Source organism: Nocardioides rotundus (assembly GCF_019931675.1).
Lineage (GTDB): Bacteria > Actinomycetota > Actinomycetes > Propionibacteriales > Nocardioidaceae > Nocardioides > Nocardioides rotundus.
The window spans coordinates 930,955-956,959 of sequence record NZ_CP082922.1; the positions used below are offsets into that span (position 1 = coordinate 930,955).

General features: G+C 72.7%; 25 protein-coding genes. 18 read left to right on the forward strand and 7 right to left on the reverse strand.

The window, feature by feature from the left end:
* Positions 1-3: 3 nt before the first annotated feature.
* Together K8W59_RS04530 and K8W59_RS04535 are read right to left on the reverse strand one after the other, a co-directional pair.
* Entirely contained in the window at positions 4-1,428 is a 1,425-nt protein-coding gene (locus tag K8W59_RS04530; RefSeq protein ID WP_223397559.1) for an alpha,alpha-trehalose-phosphate synthase (UDP-forming), read from the reverse strand.
* A 9-nt stretch (positions 1,429-1,437) separates the two neighbouring features.
* Positions 1,438-2,448 carry a Gfo/Idh/MocA family protein gene (locus K8W59_RS04535; RefSeq protein ID WP_223397560.1) on the reverse strand — a complete coding sequence of 337 codons (1,011 nt, stop codon included), beginning with the start codon at positions 2,446-2,448 and terminating at the stop codon, positions 1,438-1,440.
* Positions 2,449-2,554: 106 nt separating this feature from the next.
* Between K8W59_RS04535 and K8W59_RS04540 the strand changes: the two genes are divergently transcribed.
* Together K8W59_RS04540 and K8W59_RS04545 are read left to right on the forward strand one after the other, a co-directional pair.
* Positions 2,555-2,854 (forward strand): DUF3263 domain-containing protein, encoded by a 300-nt coding sequence (locus tag K8W59_RS04540; protein ID WP_223397561.1) that lies wholly within the window; start codon positions 2,555-2,557, stop codon positions 2,852-2,854.
* Between the two features lie 7 nt (positions 2,855-2,861).
* On the forward strand, positions 2,862-3,404 hold the full coding sequence (locus tag K8W59_RS04545; RefSeq protein ID WP_223397562.1) for a LytR C-terminal domain-containing protein: 543 nt from the start codon (positions 2,862-2,864) through the stop codon (positions 3,402-3,404).
* A 25-nt stretch (positions 3,405-3,429) separates the two neighbouring features.
* Here the strand turns inward: K8W59_RS04545 and otsB are convergent, their stop codons facing one another.
* Positions 3,430-4,284, reverse strand: a complete 855-nt coding sequence (gene otsB / locus K8W59_RS04550; protein ID WP_223397563.1) for a trehalose-phosphatase — start codon at positions 4,282-4,284, stop codon at positions 3,430-3,432.
* A gap of 103 nt (positions 4,285-4,387) precedes the next feature.
* Between otsB and K8W59_RS04555 the strand changes: the two genes are divergently transcribed.
* The 6 genes from K8W59_RS04555 to K8W59_RS04580 all read left to right on the forward strand — a co-directional run bounded on the left by K8W59_RS04555 (position 4,388) and on the right by K8W59_RS04580 (position 10,476).
* Positions 4,388-4,663 carry a MoaD/ThiS family protein gene (locus K8W59_RS04555; protein ID WP_223397564.1) on the forward strand — a complete coding sequence of 92 codons (276 nt, stop codon included), beginning with the start codon at positions 4,388-4,390 and terminating at the stop codon, positions 4,661-4,663.
* A gap of 79 nt (positions 4,664-4,742) precedes the next feature.
* Positions 4,743-5,597: an SGNH/GDSL hydrolase family protein gene (locus K8W59_RS04560; protein ID WP_223397565.1), complete on the forward strand. Its 855-nt coding sequence runs from the start codon at positions 4,743-4,745 to the stop codon at positions 5,595-5,597.
* Between the two features lie 233 nt (positions 5,598-5,830).
* Positions 5,831-7,459, forward strand: a complete 1,629-nt coding sequence (groL, locus tag K8W59_RS04565) for a chaperonin GroEL (protein ID WP_223397566.1) — start codon at positions 5,831-5,833, stop codon at positions 7,457-7,459.
* A gap of 413 nt (positions 7,460-7,872) precedes the next feature.
* A complete protein-coding gene (locus K8W59_RS04570) occupies positions 7,873-8,046 on the forward strand; it encodes a hypothetical protein (protein WP_223397567.1) in 174 nt (57 codons plus the stop codon).
* Entirely contained in the window at positions 8,043-9,254 is a 1,212-nt protein-coding gene (locus K8W59_RS04575; RefSeq protein ID WP_223397568.1) for a cysteine desulfurase-like protein, read from the forward strand. The genes K8W59_RS04570 and K8W59_RS04575 overlap by 4 nt, the downstream gene beginning before the upstream one ends.
* Before the next feature lie 31 nt (positions 9,255-9,285).
* Positions 9,286-10,476 carry a PQQ-dependent sugar dehydrogenase gene (locus K8W59_RS04580; protein ID WP_223397569.1) on the forward strand — a complete coding sequence of 397 codons (1,191 nt, stop codon included), beginning with the start codon at positions 9,286-9,288 and terminating at the stop codon, positions 10,474-10,476.
* 10 nt (positions 10,477-10,486) lie between these two features.
* Here K8W59_RS04580 and K8W59_RS04585 read toward each other — a convergent pair whose 3' ends face one another.
* From K8W59_RS04585 to K8W59_RS04595, 3 genes are read right to left on the reverse strand one after another with little or no spacing between them, the layout of a single operon-like run.
* A complete protein-coding gene (locus K8W59_RS04585) occupies positions 10,487-12,958 on the reverse strand; it encodes a glycoside hydrolase family 65 protein (RefSeq protein ID WP_223399730.1) in 2,472 nt (823 codons plus the stop codon).
* Between the two features lie 14 nt (positions 12,959-12,972).
* Positions 12,973-13,701, reverse strand: coding sequence for an HAD family hydrolase (locus K8W59_RS04590; protein WP_223397570.1), 729 nt, complete (start codon positions 13,699-13,701; stop codon positions 12,973-12,975).
* 19 nt (positions 13,702-13,720) lie between these two features.
* Positions 13,721-15,439: a dolichyl-phosphate-mannose--protein mannosyltransferase gene (locus K8W59_RS04595; RefSeq protein WP_397195947.1), complete on the reverse strand. Its 1,719-nt coding sequence runs from the start codon at positions 15,437-15,439 to the stop codon at positions 13,721-13,723.
* Positions 15,440-15,480: 41 nt separating this feature from the next.
* Here K8W59_RS04595 and rsmI point away from each other — a divergent pair, with 41 nt between their 5' ends.
* The 6 genes from rsmI to K8W59_RS04630 all read left to right on the forward strand — a co-directional run bounded on the left by rsmI (position 15,481) and on the right by K8W59_RS04630 (position 22,316).
* Positions 15,481-16,326 carry a 16S rRNA (cytidine(1402)-2'-O)-methyltransferase gene (rsmI, locus tag K8W59_RS04600; protein WP_223397572.1) on the forward strand — a complete coding sequence of 282 codons (846 nt, stop codon included), beginning with the start codon at positions 15,481-15,483 and terminating at the stop codon, positions 16,324-16,326.
* Positions 16,327-16,347: 21 nt separating this feature from the next.
* Entirely contained in the window at positions 16,348-17,169 is an 822-nt protein-coding gene (locus K8W59_RS04605; protein WP_223397573.1) for a TatD family hydrolase, read from the forward strand.
* Positions 17,170-17,469: 300 nt separating this feature from the next.
* Positions 17,470-18,618 carry a transglycosylase family protein gene (locus K8W59_RS20270; RefSeq protein WP_317846307.1) on the forward strand — a complete coding sequence of 383 codons (1,149 nt, stop codon included), beginning with the start codon at positions 17,470-17,472 and terminating at the stop codon, positions 18,616-18,618.
* A 43-nt stretch (positions 18,619-18,661) separates the two neighbouring features.
* Positions 18,662-19,537: a 16S rRNA (adenine(1518)-N(6)/adenine(1519)-N(6))-dimethyltransferase RsmA gene (gene rsmA, locus K8W59_RS04620; RefSeq protein WP_223397574.1), complete on the forward strand. Its 876-nt coding sequence runs from the start codon at positions 18,662-18,664 to the stop codon at positions 19,535-19,537.
* Positions 19,534-20,436, forward strand: a complete 903-nt coding sequence (locus K8W59_RS04625; RefSeq protein ID WP_223397575.1) for a 4-(cytidine 5'-diphospho)-2-C-methyl-D-erythritol kinase — start codon at positions 19,534-19,536, stop codon at positions 20,434-20,436. The genes rsmA and K8W59_RS04625 overlap by 4 nt, the downstream gene beginning before the upstream one ends.
* Before the next feature lie 23 nt (positions 20,437-20,459).
* The gene (locus K8W59_RS04630) at positions 20,460-22,316 is read left to right on the forward strand and encodes an ABC-F family ATP-binding cassette domain-containing protein (RefSeq protein WP_223397576.1); all 1,857 of its coding nucleotides are present in this window, start codon (positions 20,460-20,462) and stop codon (positions 22,314-22,316) included.
* Between the two features lie 226 nt (positions 22,317-22,542).
* Here the strand turns inward: K8W59_RS04630 and K8W59_RS04635 are convergent, their stop codons facing one another.
* Entirely contained in the window at positions 22,543-23,028 is a 486-nt protein-coding gene (locus K8W59_RS04635) for a MarR family winged helix-turn-helix transcriptional regulator (protein ID WP_223397577.1), read from the reverse strand.
* Positions 23,029-23,120: 92 nt separating this feature from the next.
* On the opposite strand from K8W59_RS04635, the gene K8W59_RS04640 reads away from it, so the two are divergent.
* The 4 genes from K8W59_RS04640 to K8W59_RS04655 are packed head-to-tail and all read left to right on the forward strand — an operon-like array spanning position 23,121 to position 26,004.
* On the forward strand, positions 23,121-23,915 hold the full coding sequence (locus K8W59_RS04640; protein ID WP_223397578.1) for a trans-aconitate 2-methyltransferase: 795 nt from the start codon (positions 23,121-23,123) through the stop codon (positions 23,913-23,915).
* Entirely contained in the window at positions 23,912-24,289 is a 378-nt protein-coding gene (locus tag K8W59_RS04645) for a VOC family protein (protein WP_223397579.1), read from the forward strand. The genes K8W59_RS04640 and K8W59_RS04645 overlap by 4 nt, the downstream gene beginning before the upstream one ends.
* 27 nt (positions 24,290-24,316) lie before the next feature.
* Entirely contained in the window at positions 24,317-24,790 is a 474-nt protein-coding gene (locus tag K8W59_RS04650; RefSeq protein WP_223397580.1) for a hotdog fold domain-containing protein, read from the forward strand.
* Positions 24,787-26,004: a threonine synthase gene (locus tag K8W59_RS04655; protein WP_223397581.1), complete on the forward strand. Its 1,218-nt coding sequence runs from the start codon at positions 24,787-24,789 to the stop codon at positions 26,002-26,004. The genes K8W59_RS04650 and K8W59_RS04655 overlap by 4 nt, the downstream gene beginning before the upstream one ends.
* Position 26,005: the final 1 nt, after the last annotated feature.

The window sequence follows — 26,005 nt, forward strand, 5'->3', positions numbered from 1 at the left end:
GGGTCACTCCGCAGTCTCGACCTCCAGGGCCTCCCCGTCGCCGAGCTCGGTGAGGTCCTCCAGGAACGTGGTCGCCCAGTGCTTCACGTCGTTCTCGGTCACGGTCTTGCGCATCGCGCGCATGCGTCGGCCGATCTCCTTCGGGTCCGCCGTGGCGGCCTCCAGCAGCGCGGCCTTCATCCCGTTGAGGTCGTAGGGGTTCACCAGCCACGCCTGCTTCAGCTCCGCGGCCGCGCCGGCGAACTCGCTGAGCACGAGCGCGCCGTCGCCCTCGAAGCGGCAGGCGACGTACTCCTTGGCGACCAGGTTCATCCCGTCGCGGTACGGCGTCACGACCATCACGTCGGCGGCGAGGTAGAGCGCGGCCATCTCCTCGCGCGGGTAGGAGGTGTGCATGTAGACGATCGCCGGCCGGCCGATCTGCCCCAGGTCGCCGTTGAGCCGGCCCACCAGCCGGTCGATGTCGTCGCGCAGGATGCGGTACTGCTCGACCCGCTCGCGGCTCGGGGTCGCGACCTGCACGAACATCGCGCGGCCGACCTCCAGGTCGCCCTCGGAGAGCAGCTCGCCGAACGCGCGCAGCCGGGCGTAGATGCCCTTGGTGTAGTCGAGCCGGTCGATGCCGAGGAAGATCGTCTCCGGATCGCCCAGCGCCTCGCGGATCTCCTTCGCCCGCGCCTGGACGCTCTCGGAGCGGGCCAGCTCCTCGAAGCCCTCCACGTCGATGGAGATGGGGTAGGCCTTGGCCCGCACGATCCGGCCGTCGGGGAGATAGACGCGGTCGCGGTGGGTCTTGTGGCCGACCCGCTGGCGCACCAGGCGGACGAAGTTGGCGGCGCCGCCGGGCAGCTGGAAGCCGATCAGGTCGGCGCCGAGCATCCCCTCCAGCAGCTGCCGCCGCCAGGGGAGCTGCTGGAACAGCTCGGTGGGCGGGAACGGGATGTGCAGGTAGATCGCGATCCGCAGGTCCGGCCGCAGCTCGCGCAGCATCTGCGGCACCAGCAGCAGCTGGTAGTCCTGCACCCAGACGGTGGCGCCCTCCGTGGCCACGTCGGCGGCCTTCTCCGCGAACCGCCGGTTGACCCGGACATAGGCGTCCCACCACTCGCGGTGGAACTCCGGCTTGGCGACCAGGTCGTGGAAGAGCGGCCACAGCGTGCCGTTGGAGAAGCCCTCGTAGAACTCCTCGACGTCCTCCTCGCTCAGCGAGACCGGCACCAGCTGGAGCCCGTCCTCCTTGAAGGGCTTCAGCCCCGTCTCCGTGCCGCCCGGCCAGCCGATCCAGGCGCCGTCGTTGGCCCGCATCACCGGCTCGAGCGCGGTCACCAGGCCGCCGGGGGAGCGGCGCCACCCGGGCTGGCCGTCGCCCCCGACCACCCGGTCCACCGGGAGCCGGTTGGCGACGATGACGAGGTCAGCCTTGGCCACGGCCCAACCCTAGCCAGCCCGGTCCGAGGGGTACCGCACCCCGAGGTGTCCCCGCAGCTCGTCGAGCTGCCGGATCAGGGTGAGGGTCTGCTCGTGCGGGACGAGCGGGCTCTCCCGCAGTCCGGCGCGCAGGCAGCGCTGCACCTCCGCCGCCTCGTTGCCGTATCCCCGCCCGATCACCGGCTCGGCGCCCTCGAGCCGCACCGGATCGCCCTCCTGCGGGGTCCACAGGGCGTACGCCGGGTGGTGGAAGCCCGAGGGCAGGTCCAGGCGGCCGGTGGTGGTGGCGATGCTCGCGGTCCGCGGGCTCCAGGAGGTCATCGAGCAGGTGAGGGCGGCCACCGCCCCGCCGGCGTACCGGCCGGCGATGGCGACGTCGGTGTCGTAGCCCTCCGGCGAGAGGCTCGCCACCGCGGTGAGCTCCTCGGCCGGCCCCAGGACCAGGTGCGCCAGGGTGAGGGGGTAGATCCCCATGTCCAGCAGCGCGCCGGCGCCCAGCTCGGGGTCGACCATCCGCGCGCTCGCGCTCTCGTCGACCACGAACCCGAGGTCCGCGTGCACCTGGCGGGGCTCGCCGAAGCGGCCCGCCGCGAAGCCGTCCACCAGCTCGCGGACGACCGGGTGGGTGGCGGTCCACATCGCCTCCATCAGGAAGCGGTCGTGCTGGCGGGCGAGGGCGACCATCTCCTCGGCCTCGGCGAGGTTCATCGCGAGCGGCTTCTCGCACAGGACGTGCTTGCCCGCCTCGAAGGCCAGCCGGGCGTCGTCGAGGTGCAGCGTGTGCGGCGTACCGATATAGACCACGTCGACCTCGGGGTCCTCGACCAGCTCGGCGTAGGAGCCGTAGGCGCGGGCCACCCCGTGCTCGGCGGCGAACGCCTCAGCCGACTCCCTCCGGCGCGACCCGACCGCGGCGAGCTCAGCGCCGGGGGTGAGCGCCAGGTCGCGGACGAAGGAGGTGGAGATCTTGCCGGTGGCCAGGATCCCCCAGCGGACCGGGGCGGGCGCGTCGCTGCTCATGGACGCGAAACTACTGTGCTCGGGTGCGGCGACGCGCGGCACCGCGAATGACACACGTGTGATTCCTCCCCTAGACTGGCGCGCACCAGAGGAATGGAGAGCACGCATGGATGCCGCGAACGCCCTGTCGGGCAGCGCCGGGGACTCCGGCCTGCCGGAGCTGTCGGACCGCGACGCCGAGATCTTGGAGTTCGAGCGTCAGTGGTGGAAGTACGCCGGCGCCAAGGAGGCGGCCGTGCGGGAGAAGTTCGACATGAGCTCCACGCGCTACTACCAGGTGCTCAACGCCCTCATCGACCGTCCCGAGGCGCTCGAGGCCGACCCGCTGCTCGTGCGGCGGCTGCGCCGGCTGCGTGCGACCCGGCAGCGCCAGCGGTCGGCCCGCCGGCTGGGCTTCGAGGTCTGAGGTCGTCATGGCGCCCCTTCCCCAGCGCTTCCACGCCGCCCGGACCCGCTCCGAGGCCGGTGTCGCCTTCCCCTCCCCGGTGGTGATCCTCTCGATCATCGCCGTGGTCATGGCCGGCGTCTCGTTCGTCGCGACCCGCGACTCCGGGCCCGCCGAGCGCGAGATCACCACCGTCTCCCAGCCCTCGGCCGGCCCGTCGGAGTCCCCGAGCCGCACCGGCGAGCCGGAGATCGCCGAGGGCAAGAAGATCGCGAAGAAGAAGCCCAAGCCGATCGACCGCTCGTCGACCTACGTCGTGGTCTTCAACAACTCCGGCATCACCGGCCTGGCCGGCAGCTACGCCGACACCGCGGCCGGCCTGGGCTGGCAGGTCGTCGGCTCGGACAACTGGCGCGGGCTGATCCCCAGCTCGACCGTCTACTACCCGCCGGGCATGGAGCGGGCCGCCAAGCAGCTCGCGCTCGACCTCGGCATCAGCCGGGTCTCCTCGGCCGTGGACCCGATGAGCATGGACCAGCTCACGGTGATCCTCACCGCCGACGCCGCCTGACGCCCGCCGTACCCCCGCTTGGGCCTCAGGCGGGGTGACGGTCCCGGTCGCGCAGGTCGCCGGTGAGCGTGCGCAGCAGGTCGAGGACCCCCTCGGGGCCGTCGACGACCACATCGGCCAGCTCGTGCAGGGCAGTCTCCTCCGTCGAGCCCGACGCCACCAGCAGCCCGGCCAGCCCCTGGTCGCGGAGCTCGGCCACCGCGCGGAAGGCCTCGAGGTCGCCGAGGTCGTCGCCGCAGAAGAGGAAGCCGCCCGCATCCAGCTCGGCCACGAGACGGCGTACGGCGTCCCCCTTGTCCATGCCGGCCGCGCGGACCTCCAGCACGTTGCGCCCCGGCTCCAGGGTCAGGCCGTGCTCGGCCGCGGCGTCGGCCACGAGCGGCGCGAGCCGCTCCATCGCCTCGTTCGGGTGAGCCATCCGTCGGGTGTGGATCGCCACCGCCAGGCCCTTCTCCTCCACCCAGGCATCCTCGGCGCGGGCGTTGCGCAGGATCTCCGGCAGCTCCCGCTCGAAGCTGGCCAGGCCCTTCGGCGGGCGCGGGGAGACGATCCGCCGCTCCGTGGAGGACCAGCGCTCGTTGCCGTACTGCCCCAGCACCCGCAGCTCGCGGCCCCGCTCGGTCAGCCGGGCGCCGAGATCGTCCAGGTCGGCGAGGGCGATCGCCTGCCGGGCCGGGCGCCCGGTGACCACCGCGATGGCCCGGAAGGACTCGCCGAGCTCCAGGAGCAGCTCGGGCGCGTCCGGGTGGATCCGCGCCCGGGTCGGGTCGTCCACGATGGGGGAGAGGGTGCCGTCGAAGTCGAAGGCGGCGACCGAGCGGTCGGCGGCGGCCAGCAGGTCGTCGTACCGCTGTCGGGACCGGGGAGACGTCCACTCCATGGATCCATCCCATCACGGCGCGGCCGCTTCCGCGATGTGGGACGCGGGTTCGGCCCGCCACCGGGGCCTAGGCTCGGGGCAGCCCGGGCGAGAAGGAGTCCTGATGAGCGTGAACGTGCGGATCCCCACCATCCTGCGCAGCTACACCTCCGGCGAGCAGGAGGTGAGCGCCGAGGGCGCCACCCTGGGCGAGGTGATCGACGATCTGGACGGCCGCTTCGCCGGGATCAAGGGCCGGATCCTGGACGAGAGCGGCCGGCTGCGCCGCTTCGTCAACGTCTATGTCGGCGAGGAGGACGTCCGCTTCCTCGGAGAGCTCGCCACCCCCACCCCCGACGGCACCGAGATCGCGGTGATCCCGGCCGTCGCCGGCGGCTGAGCCGGACCATCGCGCAGGGGTCACCGACACCTCACGCCGCGTTGGCCGCTCGTTCAGACGACTTTGGTCTGTTTCGACCATGAGCACGAGCTTCTGGCTGCGCGCCGGCGGGACCGCCGGTGCGCTGGGCGCGATCGCCGGCGCGGGTGCCTGGACGGCCAAGACGGTCCTGGACCGGCAGGCCGCGCATGCCCGGCACCTGATTGGCAAGCCCCTGGGCGAGGAGGCGCTGGTCGCCGACCGCACCTTCGGCAAGGAGTACGGCGACCCCGTCGAGCTCCTCCTGCTGGGCGACTCCACCGCGGCCGGCCTCGGCGCGGAGAAGCCCAAGCAGACGCTGGGCGCGCGGCTCTCCAAGCGGGTCGTGAAGCGGTCCGAGCGCTCCGTGCGGCTGACCACCGGGGCGCGCGTGGGGTCGGAGTCGTCGATGCTGATGGCGCAGATCGAGGGGCTGCCGCGCAGCTACCGCCCCGACGTCGCGGTGATCCTGGTCGGCGGCAACGACGTGACCCACCGGGTGCCGACCACGGTGGCGGCCAAGCACCTGGCCGAGGTGATCGAGGAGCTGCACGACCTCGGCGCCGAGGTCGTCGTCGGGACCTGCCCGGACCTGCGGGCCCTGGAGCAGGTGCCGCAGCCGCTGCGGTCGCTGGCCTCGCGGGCCTCCCGGCAGCTGGCGGAGGCGCAGCGTCGTACGGCGATCGCACACGGTGCTTGGGCAGTGTCGCTGGCCGACGTGGTGGGGCCGTTCTTCCTCACCAACCCCGACGAGATGTTCAGCCTGGACGGGTTCCACCCGAGCCCCTCGGGATACAAGCGGACGGCCAAGGCACTCGTCCCCTCGGTCCTCGCGGCCATGGGCGCCCACGACGAGGAGCTGCCGTTCGGCCACCACGCGCCCTGGGAGCGGGCGGCGCAGGAGGCGCAGGAGTAGGACCGCGCCGGTCGCGGGCGACGGTCGATGTGCCGCCATACGACGTTTGCACTCTCGGGTGCCGAGTGCTAAACATGAGACTGGCACTCTCAGCACGAGAGTGACAGATCGGGACCGGTCACGTTGAGGTCCGAAGCGCCGGCGGGAAGGGTCCGCCGGGCAGCCGGGCCGGCCGTCGCGGGCAGCGCCCGGGCCCTCCATATTCGAACTCATGTGAAGGAATCGCACGAGTCATGCCGAAGCTGATTGCTTTCAACGAGGAGGCCCGCCGCGGGCTGGAGCAGGGGATGAACACCCTGGCCGACGCGGTGAAGGTCACCCTGGGCCCCAAGGGCCGCAATGTCGTCCTGGAGAAGAAGTGGGGCGCCCCGACGATCACCAACGACGGTGTGTCCATCGCCAAGGAGATCGAGCTCGAGGACCCCTACGAGAAGATCGGCGCCGAGCTGGTCAAGGAGGTCGCGAAGAAGACCGACGACGTCGCCGGTGACGGCACGACGACGGCCACCGTCCTCGCCCAGGCCATGGTCCGCGAGGGCCTGCGCAACGTCGCCGCGGGCGCGAACCCGATGGGTCTCAAGCGCGGCATCGAGACCGCGGCCGGAGCCGTGTCCGAGCAGCTGCTCGCCATGGCCAAGGACGTCGAGACCAAGGAGCAGATCGCGTCCACCGCGAGCATCTCCGCGGCCGACCCGACCGTCGGCGAGATCATCGCCGAGGCGATGGACAAGGTCGGCAAGGAAGGCGTCATCACCGTCGAGGAGTCCAACACCTTCGGGCTCGACCTCGAGCTGACCGAGGGGATGCGCTTCGACAAGGGCTACATCTCGGCCTACTTCGTCACCGACACCGAGCGCATGGAGGCGGTGCTGGATGACCCGTACATCCTGATCGCGAACTCCAAGATCTCCAACGTCAAGGACCTGCTGCCGCTGCTGGAGAAGGTCATGCAGTCCGGCAAGCCGCTGGTGATCATCGCCGAGGACGTCGACGGCGAGGCGCTGTCCACGCTGGTCGTGAACAAGATCCGCGGCACCTTCAAGTCCGTCGCCGTCAAGGCCCCGGGCTTCGGTGACCGCCGCAAGGCCATGCTGCAGGACATCGCGATCCTGACCGGTGGCCAGGTCATCTCCGAGGAGGTCGGCCTCAAGCTGGAGAGCGCCGGGCTCGAGCTGCTCGGCCAGGCCCGCAAGGTCGTCGTGACCAAGGACGAGACCACCATCGTCGAGGGCTCGGGCGACCAGGCCCAGATCGAGGGTCGGGTCAACCAGATCCGCGCCGAGATCGAGAAGTCCGACTCCGACTACGACCGCGAGAAGCTGCAGGAGCGGCTGGCCAAGCTGGCCGGCGGCGTCGCGGTGATCAAGGTCGGCGCGGCCACCGAGGTCGAGCTGAAGGAGCGCAAGCACCGCATCGAGGACGCCGTCCGCAACGCGAAGGCCGCCGTCGAGGAGGGCATCGTCGCCGGTGGCGGCGTGGCGCTGCTCCAGGCCGCGGCCGCTGCGTTCGACAAGCTGGACCTGACCGGCGATGAGGAGACGGGGGCCGAGATCGTCCGCAAGGCGACCGAGGCTCCGCTGAAGCAGATCGCGGTCAACGCCGGCCTCGAGGGCGGCGTCGTGGCGGAGAAGGTGCGCTCGCTCCCCGCGGGCGAGGGCCTCAACGCGGCCACCGGTCAGTACGTCGACATGATCGCCGAGGGCATCATCGACCCGGCGAAGGTCACCCGGTCCGCGCTGCAGAACGCCGCGTCCATCGCCGCGCTGTTCCTCACCACCGAGGCCGTCATCGCCGACAAGCCGGAGAAGGCTCCGGCCATGCCGGGCGGCGACATGGGCGGCATGGGGGGCATGGACTTCTGAGCGAAGCACGGATCGGTCTGACACCCGAAAGCAGACCGTGACGCTCCGTGCGTAGCGAAGAAGTCCAGACAAGACAGCCTTCTGAGTCGGAGCTTGGATTCTGAGCTGGAGCGAGGATTCTGAGCCGGAGCGAGGCCTCTGAGCCACACTCCCGAGCCGACCAGAGGGCGGGACGTCATACGAACCGGGGAACCGGTTCCGCAGAACGTCTGACGTCCCGGCAGGACCCCGACAGGGCCCCGGTCTTCGGACCGGGGCCCTGTTGCGTGCACGAAGTGCCCGGTGGGCGGTTTGTGGGTGCAGGGAGTGCCCGGTGGGCGGTTTGTGGGTGCAGGGAGTGCCCGGTGGGCGGTTTGTGCGTGCAGGGAGGGCGCCCGTCGCCAGGAGGAGGGGGCGGCCGGTACGGTCGCGGCGTGAGCACTGACGAGCAGGCAGGCTGGGTCGCGGGCGGCGCCGTCCTCGCGGCGATCGCGATCGCGGGAGCCGCGATGGTGGTGGTACGTCGTGTCCTGGGCGGTCCGCGGGTCCCGGAGGCCGCGCGGGCGTCCGAGGCGACGGCGGACGAGGCCGTGGAGACGGGCGAGTGAGCGCGGACTACGACGTCGACCGGGTCCGCGCGCACTTCCCGCAGGTGGCGGGCGGGATGGCGTTCTTCGACGGGCCGGGCGGCACCCAGACCCCCGTCCCCGTGGCCGACGCGATCCGCGACGCCCTGGTCGCGCCGCTGTCCAACCGGTGGCGGGGCATCCTCGCCGGGCGCAACGCTGACGACCTGGTGCTCGGGTTCCGGTCCGCGATGGCGGACTTCCTCGCCGTCGATCCCGGCGGGGTGGTCTACGGCCGGAGCATGACCCAGCTGACCATGGACACGGCGCGGGCGCTGGCGCGGGAGTGGGGCCCGGGCGACGAGATCGTCCTGACCCGGCTCGAGCACGACGCGAACGTGCGCCCCTGGGTGATCGCCGCCGAGCGGGTCGGCGCCACCGTGCGCTGGGCGGACCCGGACCCCGAGACCGGCGAGCTGCCGGTGAGCGCGGTGACCGACCAGCTCTCTGACCGCACCCGGTTGGTGGCGATCACCGCCGCCTCCAACCTGATCGGCACCATGCCGGACCTGCCGGCGATCGCCGCGGCGGTGCACGAGCACGGGGCGCTGATGTACGTCGACGCCGTGCACTACGCCGCCCACGAGCTGGTCGACATGGAGGGCCTGGGCGCGGACCTGCTCGCGTGCTCGCCCTACAAGTTCCTCGGCCCGCACTGCGGTGTCCTGGCCGGCCGTCCCGAGGTGCTGCAGGGGATCCACCCGGACAAGCTGCTGCCGAGCACGGAGGAGGTGCCCGAGCGGTTCGAGCTCGGGACGCTACCCTACGAGGCGATGGCCGGGGTGACCGCGGCGGTGGACTTCCTGGCCGACCTGGTCCCCGGTGAGGGGAGTCGGCGCGAGCGGTTGGAGCGGTCCTACGCCGGACTGCACGAGCACGAGGACCGGCTCCGCGTCCGGATCGAGGAGGGGCTGGGCGACCTGCCCGGTGAGGTGACGCTGTGGTCCCGCGCGGCCCGGCGTACTCCCACGCTGACGTTCACCATCGCCGGGCGCGACCTGATCGAGGGGTCGACCTTCCTGGCCGAGCGCGGGGTGAGCGCGCCGAGCGATGCGTTCTACGCCCACGAGCTGGCCCAGGTCCTCGCGCTCGGGGACGACGGTGGGATGCGGGTCGGGCTGGCGCCCTACACCAGCGACGCGGACGTGGACCTGCTGTTGGAGTCCCTGACGGACTGGTTGAGGCGCTGAGCGGCTTCGGGCGGCTGGCTAGTCTCGCGGCATGAAGCTCGGCCTGGCCGTCGTACCCCTCCTCCTGGCGCTGGCCGCGTGCGGCGGCGACCCGCCGACGGAGTCCGCCCCGTCGTCCTCGGCGCCCGCCGAGAGTCCCTCGGAGCCGGCCGCGTCGTCGGCGAGCCCGACGGGTGAGGCGTCGGGCGGGGGAGCCCGGCCGCGCTGGCAGGTCAGGTCGCTCGTGTCGGGCTTGGAGAACCCCTGGGGGCTGGTCGAGCTGCCCGACGGGCGGGCCCTGTTCACCGAGCGCGGGGGCGGGATCTCGGTGCTGGACGGCCGGCGGGCGGAGCGGATCGTGGAGGGCCCGAGCGACGTGTACGTCGCCGGCGAGGGCGGCCTGATGGGGATCGAGCTCAGCCCCGACTTCGCGCAGGACCGTCGCTTCTTCACCTGCTTCGCCTCCACCGAGGGCGACGTGCGGGTGGTGCCGTGGCGGCTGGCCCGGGACGCCGGCTCCGCCACCCGGCAGGAGCCGCTGGTCACCGGGCTGACGCTCAACCCCTCCGGCCGGCACAGCGGATGCCGGCTGCGGGTCGGGGCCGACGACATGCTGTGGATCGGCGCGGGCGACAGCGCGGTGGGCACCAACGCCCAGGACCTCTCCGCGCTCGGCGGGAAGGTGCTGCGGGTGGACCCGGAGACCGGGGAGGCGCCGCCGGACAACCCGTTCGTGGACCGCGACGACCCGCAGACGCGGCTGATCTACAGCTACGGTCACCGCAACGTCCAGGGGCTCGCCGTACGCCCCGGAACCCGGCAGATGTGGGCCTCCGAGCACGGCCCGGACGTCGATGACGAGGTCAACCGGCTCCGCGCCGGCGGCAACTACGGCTGGGACCCCGACGGGGCGGGGGAGTACGACGAGTCGGTGCCGATGACCGACCCCGAGATCGAGGGCGCGGTGCCCGCGATGTGGTCCAGCGGCGACCCCACCCTGGCGATCTCCGGGATGAGCTTCCTCGGCCCGGAGTGGGGCCGTCTGGAAGGACGCCTGGCGATCGCCGCGCTCAAGGCGAGCTCGCTGTCCCTGCTCGACCCGGCCTCGGGGGAGCTGACCACTGCCCCCGTGCTGCAGGGCGACGCCGGCCGGCTGCGTGCGGTCGAGCCGTCGGCGGACGGGTCGATCTACGTCCTCACCGACAACGGCGCGGACGACCAGATCCTGCGGGTGAGCCCCTGAGGGCGCGGACTCACTCGCCCCGGGGGACCGTGGCCGAGATGACCGTGCCGTCGGCGCGCATGGTGCCCGCGGGGTTCGGGGGCGTGCCCTCGAGCACCGGGCCCTGGCCGTCCAGCGCCACCGAGACCGGGGCGTCCGGGCCGACGGTGACCTCCTCGCCCCGCACGCACAGGGTGATCGGCCGGGTGCCCTCCTCGACGACGAAGGAGATCTCCTCCCGGCGCACGGTCACCTTGATCCGGGTGCCGCGCAGGGTGATCCTGAAGGAGAGCTCCTCCCACTCCTCGGGGAGCCGCGGGTCGAAGGTCCAGCGCTGGTCGCCGAGGTTGCGGAACCCGCCGAAGCCGCTGGCCAGGGTGCTCCAGATCCCGCCGAGCGAGGCCACGTGCACCCCGTCGGCGGTGTTGCTGTGCAGGTTCGCCAGGTCGACGTACAACGCCTTGAGGAAGTACTCGTAGGCCAGCTCCTGGTAGCCCACCTCTGCGGCCATGATCGACTGGGCGACCGCCGACAGCGTGGAGTCTCCGGTCGTGATCGGGTCGTAGTAGGAGAAGTCGGCCAGCTTCTCCTCCGGGGTGAAGTCCTGGCTCTGCAGGAACGCCGCGAGCACCACATCGGCCTGCTTGAGCACCTGGAAGCGGTAGATCACCAGCGGGTGGTGGTGCAGCAGCAGCGGCCGCACCGAGTCCGGCGTGTGCTCGAGGTCCCACATCTCCCGGTCCAGGAAGCGCGAGTCCTGCGGGTGGATGCCGACAGCGGCGTCGAACGGGATCGCCATGCCCCGCGCGGCCCGCTGCCACTCCTCGACCTCCTCGGGCCGCAGGCCGGTGCGCCGCACCATCTGGGCGTAGGCCTCGGGGTCGATCCGGCGCACCTCCTCCACCGCGTCGGCGGCGCGCTGCAGGTTCCACCGCGCCATCACGTTGGTGTAGGTGTTGTCGTTGACGACGGTGGTGTACTCGTCCGGCCCGGTGACGCCGTGGATGTGGAAGGTGGAGCGGCCGTTCTGCTGGCGCCAGAAGCCCAGGTCGGCCCACAGGCGTGCGGTCTCGACCAGGATGTCGATCCCCTCGTTGCACAGGAAGTCGACGTCGCCGGTGGCGCTGACGTACTGGCTCACGCCGTAGCTGATGTCGGCGTCGATGTGGTACTGCGCCGTGCCGGCGGCGTAGTAGGCCGAGGCCTCCTCGCCGTTGATCGTGCGCCAGGGGAACAGCGCGCCCTTCTGGCACAGCTCCTGCGCGCGGCGCCGGGCCGCGGGCAGGAGCGAGACCCGGAAGCGCAGCGCGTTCCGGGCGGCGTACGGCGAGGTGTAGGTGAGGAAGGGGAGCACGTAGATCTCGGTGTCCCAGAAGTAGTGGCCGCCGTACCCGGACCCGGTCAGACCCTTGGCCGGGATGCCGGTCGTCTCCGCGCGCGCGGTGGCCTGGGCGAGCGCGAAGAGGTTCCACCGGATCGCCTGCTGGAGCTCCGGGTGCCCGGGGATCTCCACGTCCGAGCGCTGCCAGAACTCCGCCAGCCACTCCTTCTGCTCGGTGAACAGGCGCCCGACGCCGTCCTCGGCGACCCGGTCCAGGGTCCGCTCGGCCCGGTCGATGAGCTCGCGCGCGGGCACGTGGTGGGCGGAGTGCATCGAGACCAGCTTGGTCAGGGTGAGGGTCTGCCCGGCCTCCATCTGGAGGCGGTAGATCATCTTGCCCTCGTCCTCGGCCATCTGCGCCTGGATGCGTACGTCGTCCGGCGGGTCGAGGAGGTGGTCGACCACGGTGCCGATCGTCATGCCGCTCTCGGCGCTGCGGTAGCCCAGCCGGATCCGGCCGGTCTCCTCGTCGATCGAGGAGACCTGGGGCACCAGCACCCGGCGGGAGAACTTGCTGGCCCGGCGCGGGTCGGCGATGGTCCCCGAGGGGGACTCCACGGAGGGGTGCTCGAGGTCGCGGTCCTGCCGGTTGACCAGCTGGGAGGAGATCTGGATCGGCCCGCGGCCGTCGAGGAGCGTGACCTCCATGGTCATCACGGCCAGGTGCTTCTGGGTGAAGGAGACCATCCGCTGGCTCTTCACCCGCACCCGCTTGCCGCTGGGCGTGCGCCAGATGAGGGTCCGGCTCAGGACGCCGGTGCGGAAGTCCAGCACGCGCTCATAGCCGAGCAGGTCCGCCTCGGAGACCTGCAGGGGCTCGTCGTCGACGTAGAGCCGGATCACCTTGGGGTCCGGGACGTTGACGATGCTCTGCCCGACCCGCGCCAGGCCGTAGGCCTCCTCGGCGTGCAGGATCGGCCACGTCTCGTGGAAGCCGTTGACGAAGGTGCCGTCGGCGTGGAAGTCGCGGCTCTCCTCGTAGTTGCCGCGCAGTCCGAGGTAGCCGTTGCCGACGGAGAACAGGGACTCGGTCACGCCGAGGTCCGCGTCGTCGAAGCGGCACTCGCGCAGCGCCCACTCGTCGACCGGGAACCGGGAGCGGTCCATCGGCTCCGCGGTCATCTTGTCGTACCCGCTCACAGCAGCTCCTCCAGATCCCGCACGACCAGCTCGGCCCCGGCGCCGGTCAGCGCGTCGGCGCCGGCGCCGCGGTCCACACCCACGACGAGCCCGAATCCGCCGGCGCGCCCGGCGGCCACGCCGCTGAGCGCATCCTCCAGCACGACACAGCGCTCCTTCGGGACGCCCAGGTCCTCCGCGGCGGCCAGGAAGGTGTCCGGGGCCGGCTTGCCCGGCAGGCCGCGCTCCTCGGCGACGCCGCCGTGCATGACCTCGCCGAAGTAGCCGTCCAGCCCGGCGGCCTCGAGCACGGCGGGCGCGTTCTGGGAGGAGGAGACGATCGCCATCGGCGTGCCGCGCTCCGCGAGCGCCTCGATCAGCCGTCGCGAGCCGGGGTAGGCGCGCACGCCCTCGACCTCGAGCACCCGGTTGAACGCGTCGTTCTTCCGGTTGCCCAGCCCGCACACGGTCTCGGCCTCGGGCGGATCGGAGGGGTCGCCCCACGGCAGCTCGATCCCGCGGGCGGCCAGGAACGAGGCCACGCCGTCGTAGCGCGGCTTGCCGTCGACGTAGGCGAAGTAGTCCTTCTCCGTGTACGGCGACGCGTCGCCGCCCGCGTCGGGAGCGCGCCCGTCGAGGAACTCGTTGAACATCACCGACCACGCGCTCATGTGCACCTCCGCGGTCGGGGTCACGACCCCGTCGAGGTCGAACAGGAACCCGTCGTACTCATCGAGAACAGCCACGGGAGAGCAGTCTGTCAGGTCAGATCCAGCGTTCGAACCAGATCCTCTGCAACCACTCCTGCTTGGTGATCAGCTGGTCGGTCCAGACCGGCCAGAACCAGGCGAAGGCGAGCATCACCAGGATCAGGAACGAGCCGCCGACGACCACGCCCCAGGTGCGCCTCGGGCCGGGGGCCCCGGACCCCATCAGCCGGCCCAGCACCAGCACGCAGGCGAGCACCAGGAAGGGCAGGGTGAGGATGGCGTAGAAGGAGAAGATCGGCCGGTCGTCGTAGAGCAGCCAGGGCAGCCAGGTGGAGGCGACGCCGACCACGGCGACGCCGTACCTCCAGTCCCGGGAGCCGACCCAGAGCACGAGCGCGGCGGCGAGGGCGATCAGCGAGCCCCACCACAGGGCTGGGTTCCCCAGCAGCAGCACCTGGCGCAGGCAGTCCGAGCCGGGCGCCGCGTCGCAGCCCTGCTCGCCGGGCTTGATGTCCAGCTGCGCGTCGACGCCGACCGGCCGGTTGAGCAGCAGCCAGCCGGCGGGGTCGGAGGCGTAGGTGTGCTCGGAGCAGCTGAGGAAGTTGGTGTGGAAGGTGTAGACGTCCTGGTGGTAGTACCACAGCGAGCGCAGGGACTGGGTGACCTCGGCCAGGCCCTTCGCGTCCTTCTCCGTGGCGGTGGGCCAGCGGGCCTGGTCGTCGGAGCGCACCCCGGTCATGTCGGTGCCGTTGCACGTGCCGTCCCAGGAGACGAAGCGGGTGTACTGGTTGGAGGAGAGGCTCTCCTCGTAGGCGTCGGCGTTGGCCAGCCAGCCGCCCCAGCTCGCGACGTAGACCACCGCCGCGGTGCCGACCAGCTGCACCGCCATCGGCAGGGCGTCGGCGATGAGGGACTTCCACAGCGCGCCGCGCACCCCGAAGGAGCGGCGGGCGCCGACCATCCAGGCCCAGGCCAGCAGCCCGAACGCGGCGAGCGCATAGGCCGGCGTCCACTTCGTCCCGATCGCCAGCCCCCAGGCCACGCCCGAGGCGAGCAGCCACGGCCGCCACCACAGGAACGGCCGGAACGCGGACGTCGGCGGGTCGGGCCGCAGCCGGGCCAGGCGCCGGCGGACGCTGTCGCGGTCCATCACCAGCAGGTGCACCGCGAGCAGGGTCCAGAAGGCCACGAAGATGTCCAGCAGCGCCAGCCGCGACAGCACCAGCTGCAGCCCGTCGAAGCAGAGCAGCAGGCCGGCGAGCAGGCCGAGCATGGTCGACCCGGTGAGCCGCCGGGCGAGGCGGATCATCACCAGGATCATCAGCGCGCCGGTCACCGCGGCGGCCACCCGCCAGCCGAAGGGATCCATGCCGAAGACGCGCTCCCCGGCCGCGATCATCCACTTGCCCACCTCAGGGTGCACGATCATCGACGGGTCGTCGGCCCAGCTGCCGGTCGTCCGCCCGGCGAGGATGCGCTCGTCCGCCTTGTCGGTGTAGTCGCGGACGTAGCCGAAGTGCAGCATCGACCAGGCGTCCTTGGCGTAGTACGTCTCGTCGAACGAGAAGGACCGCGGGCGGCCGAGTTCCCACAGGCGCAGGAAGAGCGCCAGCCCGGCGACCGCGATGCTGGCCAGCCAGCCGGTGAGGGGGTGCTCCGGCGAGCCGGGCGAGACCGCCCGCTCGGCCGCGGTGGGCAGCGGCTCGCCCCGCGTCGTGCGCCCCAGCGGCGCCCGGGCACGGGTCTCGGGCGCGGTCGCGGTCACGCCGGGCATCGTACGGGGCCGGGGCCCACGCGCCGCCGCGACGGGCTGACATGATCGGGTCCATGTCCGGTGTCCTGGTGCTCGCCGCCACCCCGATCGGCCAGGCCGGCGACGCCCCGTCCCGGCTGGCCGACGAGCTGCGCAGCGCGGACGTGGTCGCGGCCGAGGACACCCGTCGGCTGCGGCGGCTGTGCGCCGACCTCGACGTGCCGGTGCCGGCCCGGGTGGTGTCGTACTTCGAGGGCAACGAGGCGGGGCGTACGGCGTCCCTGGTCGACGCGCTCGAGTCCGGCGACCGGGTCCTGATGGTGACCGACGCGGGCATGCCGAGCGTGTCCGACCCGGGCTACCGACTCGTGGCCGCCGCGGTCGAGGCGGGGGTCCGGGTGACCGCCGTACCCGGCCCGTCCGCGGTGCTCACCGCGCTCGCGGTCTCCGGCCTGCCGGTCGACCGCTTCTGCTTCGAGGGCTTCCTGCCGCGCAAGGCGGGGGAGCGGGCGCAGCGGCTCGCCACGCTCAGCGGGGAGGAGCGGACCATGGTGTTCTTCGAGTCCCCGCGCCGCACAGGCGCGACGCTGGCCGCGATGGCCGACGCGTTCGGCGCCGACCGCGCCGCCGCCGTGTGCCGCGAGCTGACCAAGACGCATGAGGAGGTACGGCGCGGTCCCCTCGTCGAGCTCGCCGAGTGGGCGGCCGACGGGCTGCTCGGCGAGGTGACCCTGGTCGTCTCCGGTGCCGAGCCGGTCGCGGCGGTCGCCGACGACCCCGACAGCCTGCGTGCCGCCGTCGCGGAGCTGGAGGAGGCCGGCCGGACCCGCAAGGAGGCGATCGCGGAGGTGGCCCGCCTAGCCGGGCTGCCCAAGCGCGAGGTCTACGCCGCCGCCCACCGGATCTGAGCGCTGCCTAGGCTGGTGGCCATGGACCTTCCCGACAGCCCGGAGCCGCTGCCGAGCCCGGTGGTGGACAACCACTGCCACCTCGACATCGACCGCGGCGCCGGGATGCTGCCCGTGCCCGAGGCCCTGGAGCGGGCGGCGGCCGTCGGGGTGACGAGGATCGTGCAGATCGGCTGCGACCTGGAGCGCGCGGCCGAGGCGGTGCGGCTGGCCGAGGAGCACGACGCGATCGTGGCCGGGGTCGCGCTGCACCCCAACGACGCGCCCCTGCACGAGGACCTGGACGCGGCCGTGGACCGGATCCGCGAGCTGGCCGTCTCCTCCGACCGCGTGCGTGCGGTGGGGGAGACCGGGCTGGACCACTTCCGCACCGGAGCGGAGGGCAGGGAGGCCCAGGAGGAGTCCTTCCGCCGGCACATCCGGCTGGCCAAGGAGCTGGACAAGGTGCTGGTGATCCACGACCGGGACGCGCACGCCGACGTGCTCCGGATCCTCGACGACGAGGGCGTCCCCGACCGGTGGGTGATGCACTGCTTCTCCGGCGACGCGGCCTTCGCCCGCGCCTGCCTCGAGCGGGGCGGCCACCTCTCCTTCGCCGGGACGGTCACCTTCAAGAACGCCGACGACCTGCGCGGGGCGGCGCGGGTCGCGCCCCAGGACCGGCTCCTGGTCGAGACCGACGCGCCCTTCCTCACCCCGCACCCCTACCGCGGCCGCACCAACGCGTCGTACCTCGTCCCCCTGACCATGCGGGTGCTCGCCGAGGAGCGCGGGGAGCCGCTGGAGGAGCTGTGTGCGGTTGTGAACTCGACCACCGAAACTGTGTTCGGCGGGGCGTGGTGATCAGGCGGGGATCCCGCTGGTGAGGTGACCCACGTCACGCCGGGCCGCCCGTCGGGGTGTGGAGATCGGCCGCGTGGGCTTGGCGATGCCGGACGGCTCGCCTATGGTCGTATGCCGTTGGCCGGGATCGGGTTGCGATTTCCGCCGGCACACCGGGCGTCTCGCGGGCGCTCGGGCGAGAACACCCCCGCTCGCTCACCCCCGACCATGTCGTATGAGGCACATGACCGGCGGTCGTCGCACGGAGGATTCGCGCGCGCCGGTGGCCCGAGGCCCGGAGAGTACGACGTTCGGAGAGACGTGCCCGCCCCCGCTTTCAGCAAGTTGTTCCACAGCAAGGCCGTGCTCGGTGGCCTGGCCGCCGTCGCAGCCCTCTCGGTCGGCGGCGCCACCGCCGGCTACGCCGCGATGAACAAGGACATCACCCTCAGCCTCGACGGCAAGCAGAAGAACGTGACCGTCATGGACGACACCGTCGGCGAGGTCCTGGCCGCCGAGGGGATCGAGGTCGGCAAGCGCGACCGGGTCGCCCCCAGCCTGGACGAGAAGGTCACCGACGGCACCGCCATCACGGTCCGCTTCGCTCGCCCGTTCACCCTCGCGGTCGACGGCGAGGAGCGGACCTATTGGGTCACCGCCACCACCGTCGACGGCGCCCTGAGCGAGCTCGGCCGCAGCTATGCCGCCGCCGATCTCTCCACCAGCCGCAGCGCGGCGGTGAGCCGCTCGGGCGCCGACCTGGAGGTCATCACGCCGAAGACCCTCAAGGTCCAGATCGCCGGCAAGAAGCCGCAGAAGAAGACCGTCGTGGCGCTGACCACCAAGGACGCCCTGAAGGAGCTCGGCGTCAAGGTGGGCAAGCACGACCAGGTCAAGCCCCGGATGGGCGCGGAGCTCTCCGACGGCGACAAGGTCGTCTTCACCGACGTGCGCGTGGTCAACAAGCGTGACCGCAGCCAGGCGATCGACCACGACACGGTCGAGCGCGCGAACGACGCGATGTACGAGGGCAACACCAAGGTGGTCCGCGCCGGACGCGACGGCGCCCGGGACGTGACCTACCGGCTGCGCTACGAGAACGGCGAGCTGGTCAACAGCACCGTGGCGCGCTCGCGCGTCGTGCGCGAGCCGGTGGACCAGATCGTCGCCTACGGCACCAAGGAGAAGCCTGCCCCCGAGCCGGCCGCCCCCACCGCCAACTACGCGTCCGGCGGCACGGTGTGGGACAGCCTGGCGCAGTGCGAGTCCGGTGGGAACTGGGCGATCAACACCGGCAACGGCTACTACGGCGGCCTGCAGTTCTCCCTGTCGACCTGGCAGGCGTACGGCGGCTCCGGAATGCCCCACCAGAACTCGCGCGAGGCCCAGATCGCCGTCGCCGAGCGGATCCAGGCCGGGCAGGGCTGGGGCGCGTGGCCGTCCTGCGCCTCCCAGCTGGGGCTCTACTGAGCCACGCCCCGCGGGTCGGCCCTGCGCCGCATAGGCTGACCCCATGACCGACACCTCCGCCGGGCCGAGACTCCTCGGCCCGGCGGACGTGCGTCGGCTGGCCGCCGAGCTCGACCTGCGTCCCACCAAGCAGCGGGGGCAGAACTTCGTCATCGACGCCAACACCGTGCGGCGGATCGTCCGCGACTCCGGCATCGGACCGGACGACGTGGTCGTCGAGGTCGGGCCGGGGCTGGGGTCGCTGACCCTCGCGCTGCTCGACGTCGCCCGCCGGGTGGTGGCGATCGAGGTCGACGACACGCTCGCCGCGGCACTCCCCGCCACCGTGGCCGAGTTCGCGCCGTCGCGGGCCGACCGGTTCGAGCTGGTGCACGCCGACGCGCTGCGCGTCGCCGAGGTCCCCGGGCCGCCGCCGACCGCGCTGGTCGCGAACCTGCCCTACAACGTCTCCGTGCCGGTGCTGCTGCACCTGCTGACCCTGCTCCCGTCGCTGGAGCGGGGGCTGGTCATGGTCCAGGCCGAGGTCGCCGACCGACTGGCCGCGTCCCCGGGATCGAAGGTCTACGGCGTCCCCTCGGTCAAGGCGGCCTGGTTCGCCGACGTACGCCGCGCCGGCGCGATCGGGCGCAACGTCTTCTGGCCCGCCCCGAACGTCGACTCCGGGCTGGTCTCCTGGACCCGGCGCGACCCGCCGGCTACGACCGCGACCCGGCAGCAGGTCTTCGCCGTCGTGGACGCCGCGTTCGCCCAGCGGCGCAAGGCGCTGCGCGGCGCGCTGCGGGGGCTGGCCGGCTCGTCGGAGGCCGCCTCCGCGGCCTTGGAGGCCGCCGGGGTGGACCCGCTGGCGCGCGGGGAGTCGCTGAGCATCGAGCAGTTCGCCCGGATCGCCGAGTCGCTGCCGGAGGGAGGGCCCCGTTGAGCATCACCGTCCGCGCCCCGGCCAAGATCAACCTGCATCTCGGCGTCGGCGCCGCCCGGGAGGACGGCTTCCACCCGCTGGTGACCGTCTACCACGCGATCAGCCTCTACGACGACGTCACCGCGGTCGCGGCCGAGGCCTGGTCCACGCCGGTCGACGGGGCGGCGTACGTCGACCTCGCCTCGGTGCCCGCCGGCGAGGACAACATCGCGGTGCGCGCCGGGCAGCTGCTCGCGCAGCGGCACGGCCTGTCGCGGCGGGCCGCGCTGTCGACGTACAAGTCCATCCCGGTCGCGGGCGGCATGGCCGGCGGCTCCGCGGACGCGGCCGCCGCGCTGGTCGCGCTGGACCGGCTGTGGGGGACCGGCACCCCCGACGACCAGCTGCTCGCGCTGGCGTCGCGACTCGGGTCCGACGTGCCGTTCGCGCTGCTCGGCGGCACCGCGCTGGGCACCGGCCGCGGGGAGATCGTCGAGCCCTGGGAGGACAACGGCGCCTGGTGGTGGGTGGTCGTGCCGTCCGAGGTGGGTCTCTCGACGCCCGCGGTCTACCGGCACTGGGATGCGCTCTTCCCCGACGCCCCGGCCGAGCCGCCGCCCGCGCACCGGCTCGTCGGCGCGTTGAAGACCGGCGAGCCGCTGCGGCTCGCCGCGGCGCTGCACAACGACCTGGAGGCCGCGGCCATCGACCTGCGCCCCGACCTGGGGGCCCTGATCGAGAAGGGGCAGGCCGAGGGCGCGCTGCGCGGCCTGGTGTCGGGCTCGGGGCCGACGTGCGTGTTCCTCTGCGCCGGCGCCGAGGAGGCGCGCGCGGTCGCCGCGGGGCTCGCGGCCGAGCACCCGGTCGTCCTCACCGCCCACGGCCCGGTCGCGGGCGCCCACGTCCTGCCGGACGCCTGAGCGCTGGCAGAATCGACCTCCTCATGCCCAACATGATCAACCTCGAGCGCGTCTCCAAGGCCTACGGCATCCGGCCGCTGCTGGACCAGGTCTCCCTGGGCATCTCGGAGCGGGAGCGGATCGGCATCGTCGGCCGCAACGGCGACGGCAAGACCACCCTGCTGCAGGTGATGGCCGCACTCGAGCCGCCGGACTCCGGCCGGGTGTCGCACACCCGCGACCTGGACATCGGCTACCTGCACCAGGGCGACGCGCTCGATGACAGCCACTCCGTGCGCGAGGCCGTGCTGGGCGGGTTGGCCGACCACGAGTGGGCCACCCGGCCGCGGATGCGGGAGGTGGTGCGCGAGCTGCTCGCGGGCATCCCGCTGGACCGCGCCGTACACGGCCTCTCCGGCGGCGAGCGGCGCCGCTGCTCGCTGGCCGCGCTGCTGCTCGGCGAGCACGGCCTGCTGATCCTCGACGAGCCGACCAACCACCTCGACGTGGAGGCGGTGGCCTGGCTGGCCGAGCACCTGGTCGGCCGCGGCGCGGCGGTCGTGGTCGTCACGCACGATCGGTGGTTCCTCGACGCCGTGTGCCAGACCACCTGGGAGGTGCACGACGGGGTCGTCGACTCCTACGACGGCGGGTACGCCGCGTTCGTGCTCGCCAAGGCCGAGCGGCAGCGCCAGGCCGCCGCGAGCGAGGCGCGCCGGCAGAACCTGGTGCGCAAGGAGCTGGCCTGGCTGCGGCGGGGTGCGCCGGCGCGGACGTCGAAGCCGAAGTTCCGGATCGACGCCGCGAACGCCCTCATCTCCGACGTACCCCCTCCGCGTGACCGGCTGGAGCTGCAGCGCTTCGCCACGCAGCGGCTGGGCAAGGACGTGATCGACCTCGAGGATGTCGACCTGGCCCGCGGCGACCGGACGCTGCTCTCGCACGCGACCTTGCGGCTCGGGCCGGGCGACCGGGTCGGGATCGTCGGGGTCAACGGCGCGGGGAAGACCTCGGTGCTCTCGCTGCTGTCGGGGGAGCTGACCCCCGACGCCGGCCGCGTGCGGACCGGCCGGACCGTGGCCCTGCAGCACCTGGACCAGTCGCTGGCCGACCTGGGCGACCCCTCCACGCGGGTCCTGGACGCGGTGGAGGGGATCCGTCGCTCGGTGCGGACCGCGGAGGGGCGGGACCTCACCGCCACCGCGCTGCTGGAGCGGTTCGGCTTCACCGGAGACCGGCTGACCGCGCGGCTCGGGGACCTCTCGGGTGGGGAGCGACGACGCTTCCAGCTGCTGCGGCTGCTGGTCACCGAGCCGAACGTGCTGCTGCTCGACGAGCCCACCAACGACCTGGACATCGAGACGCTCAACGTGCTGGAGGACTTCCTGGACTCCTGGCCCGGGACGCTGGTGGTGGTCTCGCACGACCGCTACTTCCTGGAGCGGGTCACCGACTCGGTCTGGGCCCTGCTCGGCGACGGGCGGATCTCCATGCTCCCCCGCGGGGTCGACCAGTACCTCGAGCACCGCCGCGCCGCCCCTACCTCCCACGCCCCTGCCTCCCACGCCGACCGGGCAGTGGATGCACTCACATCCACCTCGACCGGGCAATCCATGTCACTTCCCACCCCTCCACCGGGCGATTCGAGTCCGCAAGAGCCCGCCGCGCCGGCCGCGCGGGCGGGGTCGGCGGAGGAGCGGGCGGCGCGCAAGACGATGGCTCGGCTGGAGAGGCAGCTGGACCGGATCGCCGCGCGGGAGGCCGAGCTGGAGGCCGCGATCGCCGAGGCCGCCACCGACGCGGACCGGCTGACGGAGCTCGGTGAGGAGTACGCCGCGGTGCGCGCCGAGCGGGACGAGGTCGAGCTGGCCTGGCTCGAGGCCGCCGAGGCGGTCGGCTGAGGGCGGCGCCGCAACTCGGCCGAGGCGGGCTGGGTAGGTGCAGGGAGTGCCCGGTCGCGGGGTTCTTGGTGACAGGAAGTGCCCGGTGGGCTGGATATGGGTGCATCTGATGCCCGGTGGGCGGTTCTTGGTGACAGGGAGTGCCCGGTGGGCTGGATATGGGTGCACCTGATGCCCGGTGGGCTGAATGTGGGTGCATCTGATGCCCGGTGGCGAGTGGTGGGCCTCAGCTGAAGGGGGCCAGGAGGGGGCGCAGCAGGCGGGCCAGCCGGTCCCGGTCGCGCGGCGAGAGGTCGGCGAGCAGCTCCGCCTCGGCGGCGAGCAGCGCCTCGAAGGCCCCGTCCACCGCCTCCTTGCCCTCGGGCGTGAGCCGCACGAGCACGCCGCGCCGGTCGTCGGGGTCGGGCAGTCGCTCGACCAGCCCGCGACCGGCCAGCCGGTCGACCCGGTTGGTCATGGTCCCGCTGGTCACCAGCGTCTCGCGCAGCAGCCGCCCGGGGGAGAGCTCGTACGGCGTCCCCGCGCGCCGCAGCGCCGCCAGCACGTCGAACTCCCAGGTCTCCATCCGGTGCTCGGTGAACGCGCGGCGGCGGGCCAGGTCCAGGTGGCGGGCGAGGCGGGTGATCCGGCTGAAGACCTCGACCGGCGCCAGGTCGAGGTCGGGGCGCTCGCGGGCCCAGGCCTCCACCAGCTCGTCGACGTCGTCCTGCATGACAGGCAGGGTAACGCCTTCAAGAATCTTGACATCAAGAGGAACTGCGAGCAGGGTTGAGTTATCTTGATGTCGAGATAGATGGAGGCGCCGTGCACACCTGGGACCCCGATCGCTACCTGAGCCGGGCCGATGAGCGCGGCCGCCCCTTCCTCGACCTCCTCGCCCGCATCGGCGCGGAGGACCCACGGCTCGTCGTGGATCTCGGCTGCGGTCCCGGCAACCTCACCCGGCTCCTCTCCGAGCGCTGGCCGGAGGCACAGGTGACCGGCCTGGACAGCTCGCCGGAGATGGTGGAGCGCGCCCTGGCCGCCGGTGTCCAGGCCGAGTTCGGCGACCTCCGCGACTGGGCGCGCCCCGACCCGCTGGCCCTGCGCGAACCCATCGACGTCCTGATCTCCAACGCCACCCTCCAGTGGGTCCCCGAGCACCTCGATCTCCTGCCGGGCCTGCTCGACCGGGTCTCGCACGGCGGTTGGCTCGCCTTCCAGGTTCCGGGGAACTTCGACCAGCCCAGTCACACGATCCGGGACGAGCTCGCGGCGGAGGCGCCGTACTCCGAGCACACCGCGGGCGTGGCTGTGCCGTCCTCCCACGATCCGGAGACCTACCTGCGCGCGCTGCAGGCGACGGGGGCCGAGGCGGACGTGTGGGAGACGACGTACTTCCACGTGCTGCAGGGGGAGGACCCGGTCTTCGACTGGGTCTCCGGCACCGGCGCGCGGCCGACGCTGCAGGCGTTGCCGGACGGGCTGCGGGCACGCTTCGAGGAGGAGCTCAAGGTCCGGCTCCGGGCGGCCTACCCCGACGACGGGAACGGTGTCGTGCTGCCGTTCCGCCGGATCTTCGCGGTCGCGCGCAAGGCGCCGGCGAGGGGGCGGGCATGAGGCTGCACCACGTCCAGGTGGCCTGCCCGCCCGGCGGCGAGGACGCCGCGCGCCGGTTCTACGCCGCCGCGCTCGGGATGACCGAGGTGGAGAAGCCGGTCGCGCTCCGCGGTCGCGGCGGCGTCTGGTTCCGGGGGTACGACGACTCCGGCGGCGTCTCAGCTGAGATCCACGTCGGCGTCGAGGAGCCCTTCGCGCCGGCCCGCAAGGCCCACCCGGCCCTCCTGGTGGACGACCTGGACGCGACCGCGGAGCGGCTGCGCGCCGCCGGCTTCGAGGTCGACGACTCCCAGCGCGGCACCTTCCCGCCGTACCAGCGCCTGCACACACGCGACCCGCACGGGAACCGGGTCGAGATCCTGGCGGAACACTGAAGGTTACCGATTGGTAATGTCCGGCGCATGCCGAACGTGCTCACCCTGTGGAGGACCACCAGCCGCATCCCGGGCGGGAAGCGGGTCTTCTCCTTCGCCTTCAGCCGGATGGCGCCGTACTTCGCCACCATCCGCCCCCGCTTCACCGTGGTGGAGCCGAACCGCGCCGAGCTGGTGATCCGCAACCGCCGCCGGGTGCACAACCACATCGGCACGGTGCACGCGATCGCGTTGTGCAACGGGCTGGAGGCGGTCATGGGCGCGCTGGCCGAGGCGAGCATCCCGGCCGACCGGCGCTGGATCCCCAAGGGGATGGAGGTCGCCTACACCGCCAAGGCGACCAGCGACATCACCTGCATCGCCGAGACCGACCCGCAGCAGTGGACCTCCGACGACCCGGACCTGCCGGTGCGGGTGCGCGGCGTCCGGGAGGACGGTACGACGGTCGTCGAGGGCGTCATTAGGCTCTGGGTGACACCGAGGCGAGGGAGCGTGGAGTGACCGGCAGCCGGCTCAGCCATCTGGAGTGCTCACGGACCGGGGAGACCTACGACGCCGACCAGGTGCAGGGGCTGAGCCGGGTGGGGGCGCCGCTGCTGGCGCGCTACGACCTGGAGGCCGCCGCCGCGAGCACCGGCCCGCGGGAGATCGCCGGCCGTCGCCCCGACCTGTGGCGCTACCGCGAGGTGCTGCCGGTCCGTGAGGAGGCGAACGTGACCAGCCTCGGCGAGGGGATGACCCCGCTCGTCCCGCTGCCGGAGTACGGCGCCGCCATCGGGCTCCCGCGGCTGCTGATGAAGGACGAGGGACTGCTGCCGACCGGCACCTTCAAGTCCCGCGGCGCCGCCGTCGGCGTCTCCCGCGCCCGCGAGCTGGGCGTGCGCGCCGTGGCGATGCCGACCAACGGCAACGCCGGCGCCGCCTGGGCGGCCTACGCCACCCGCGCCGGGATGGACAGCCTGATCGTGATGCCCGAGGACGCGCCGCAGATCACCCGCCGCGAGTGCGTGGCCGCCGGCGCGGAGCTCTACCTGGTCGACGGCCTGATCAACCACGCCGGTGCCCTGGTCAAGGCCGCGGTGGCCGAGCGGGAGGGCTACCAGGACGTCTCGACCCTCAAGGAGCCCTACCGGATCGAGGGCAAGAAGACGATGGGCTACGAGCTCGCCGAGCAGCTCGGCTGGCGGCTGCCCGACGTCGTCCTCTACCCGGCCGGCGGCGGCGTCGGCCTGATCGGCATCCACAAGGCGATCCGGGAGATGCTCGCGATGGGCTGGGTCTCCGGCGAGATGCCGCGCCTGGTCGCGGTGCAGGCCGAGGGCTGCCAGCCGATCGTCAAGGCGTTCGAGACCGGCGCCGACGAGAGCGTCCTGGAAGAGGGCACGCACACCGTGGCGTTCGGGATCAACGTCCCCAAGGCGCTCGGCGACTTCCTGGTGCTCGACGCGGTCCGGGACAGCGAGGGGACCGCCGTCGCGGTGCCGGACGAGGAGATCCTGGCGGGGGTGCGCCGCCTGGCCGCGGCCGAGGGCGCCTTCATCAGCCCCGAGGGCGCGGCATGCGTCGTGGCGGCCGCTCGGCTGCGCGAGGCGGGCTGGCTGGCCGAGGGCGACGAGGTGGTGGTGCTCAACACCGGCGCCGGTCTGGTCTACCCCTCGACCGTGCCGGTCGACGTACCGACCCTCCCGCGCGACGGGACGATCCCGCCCGGCTGAG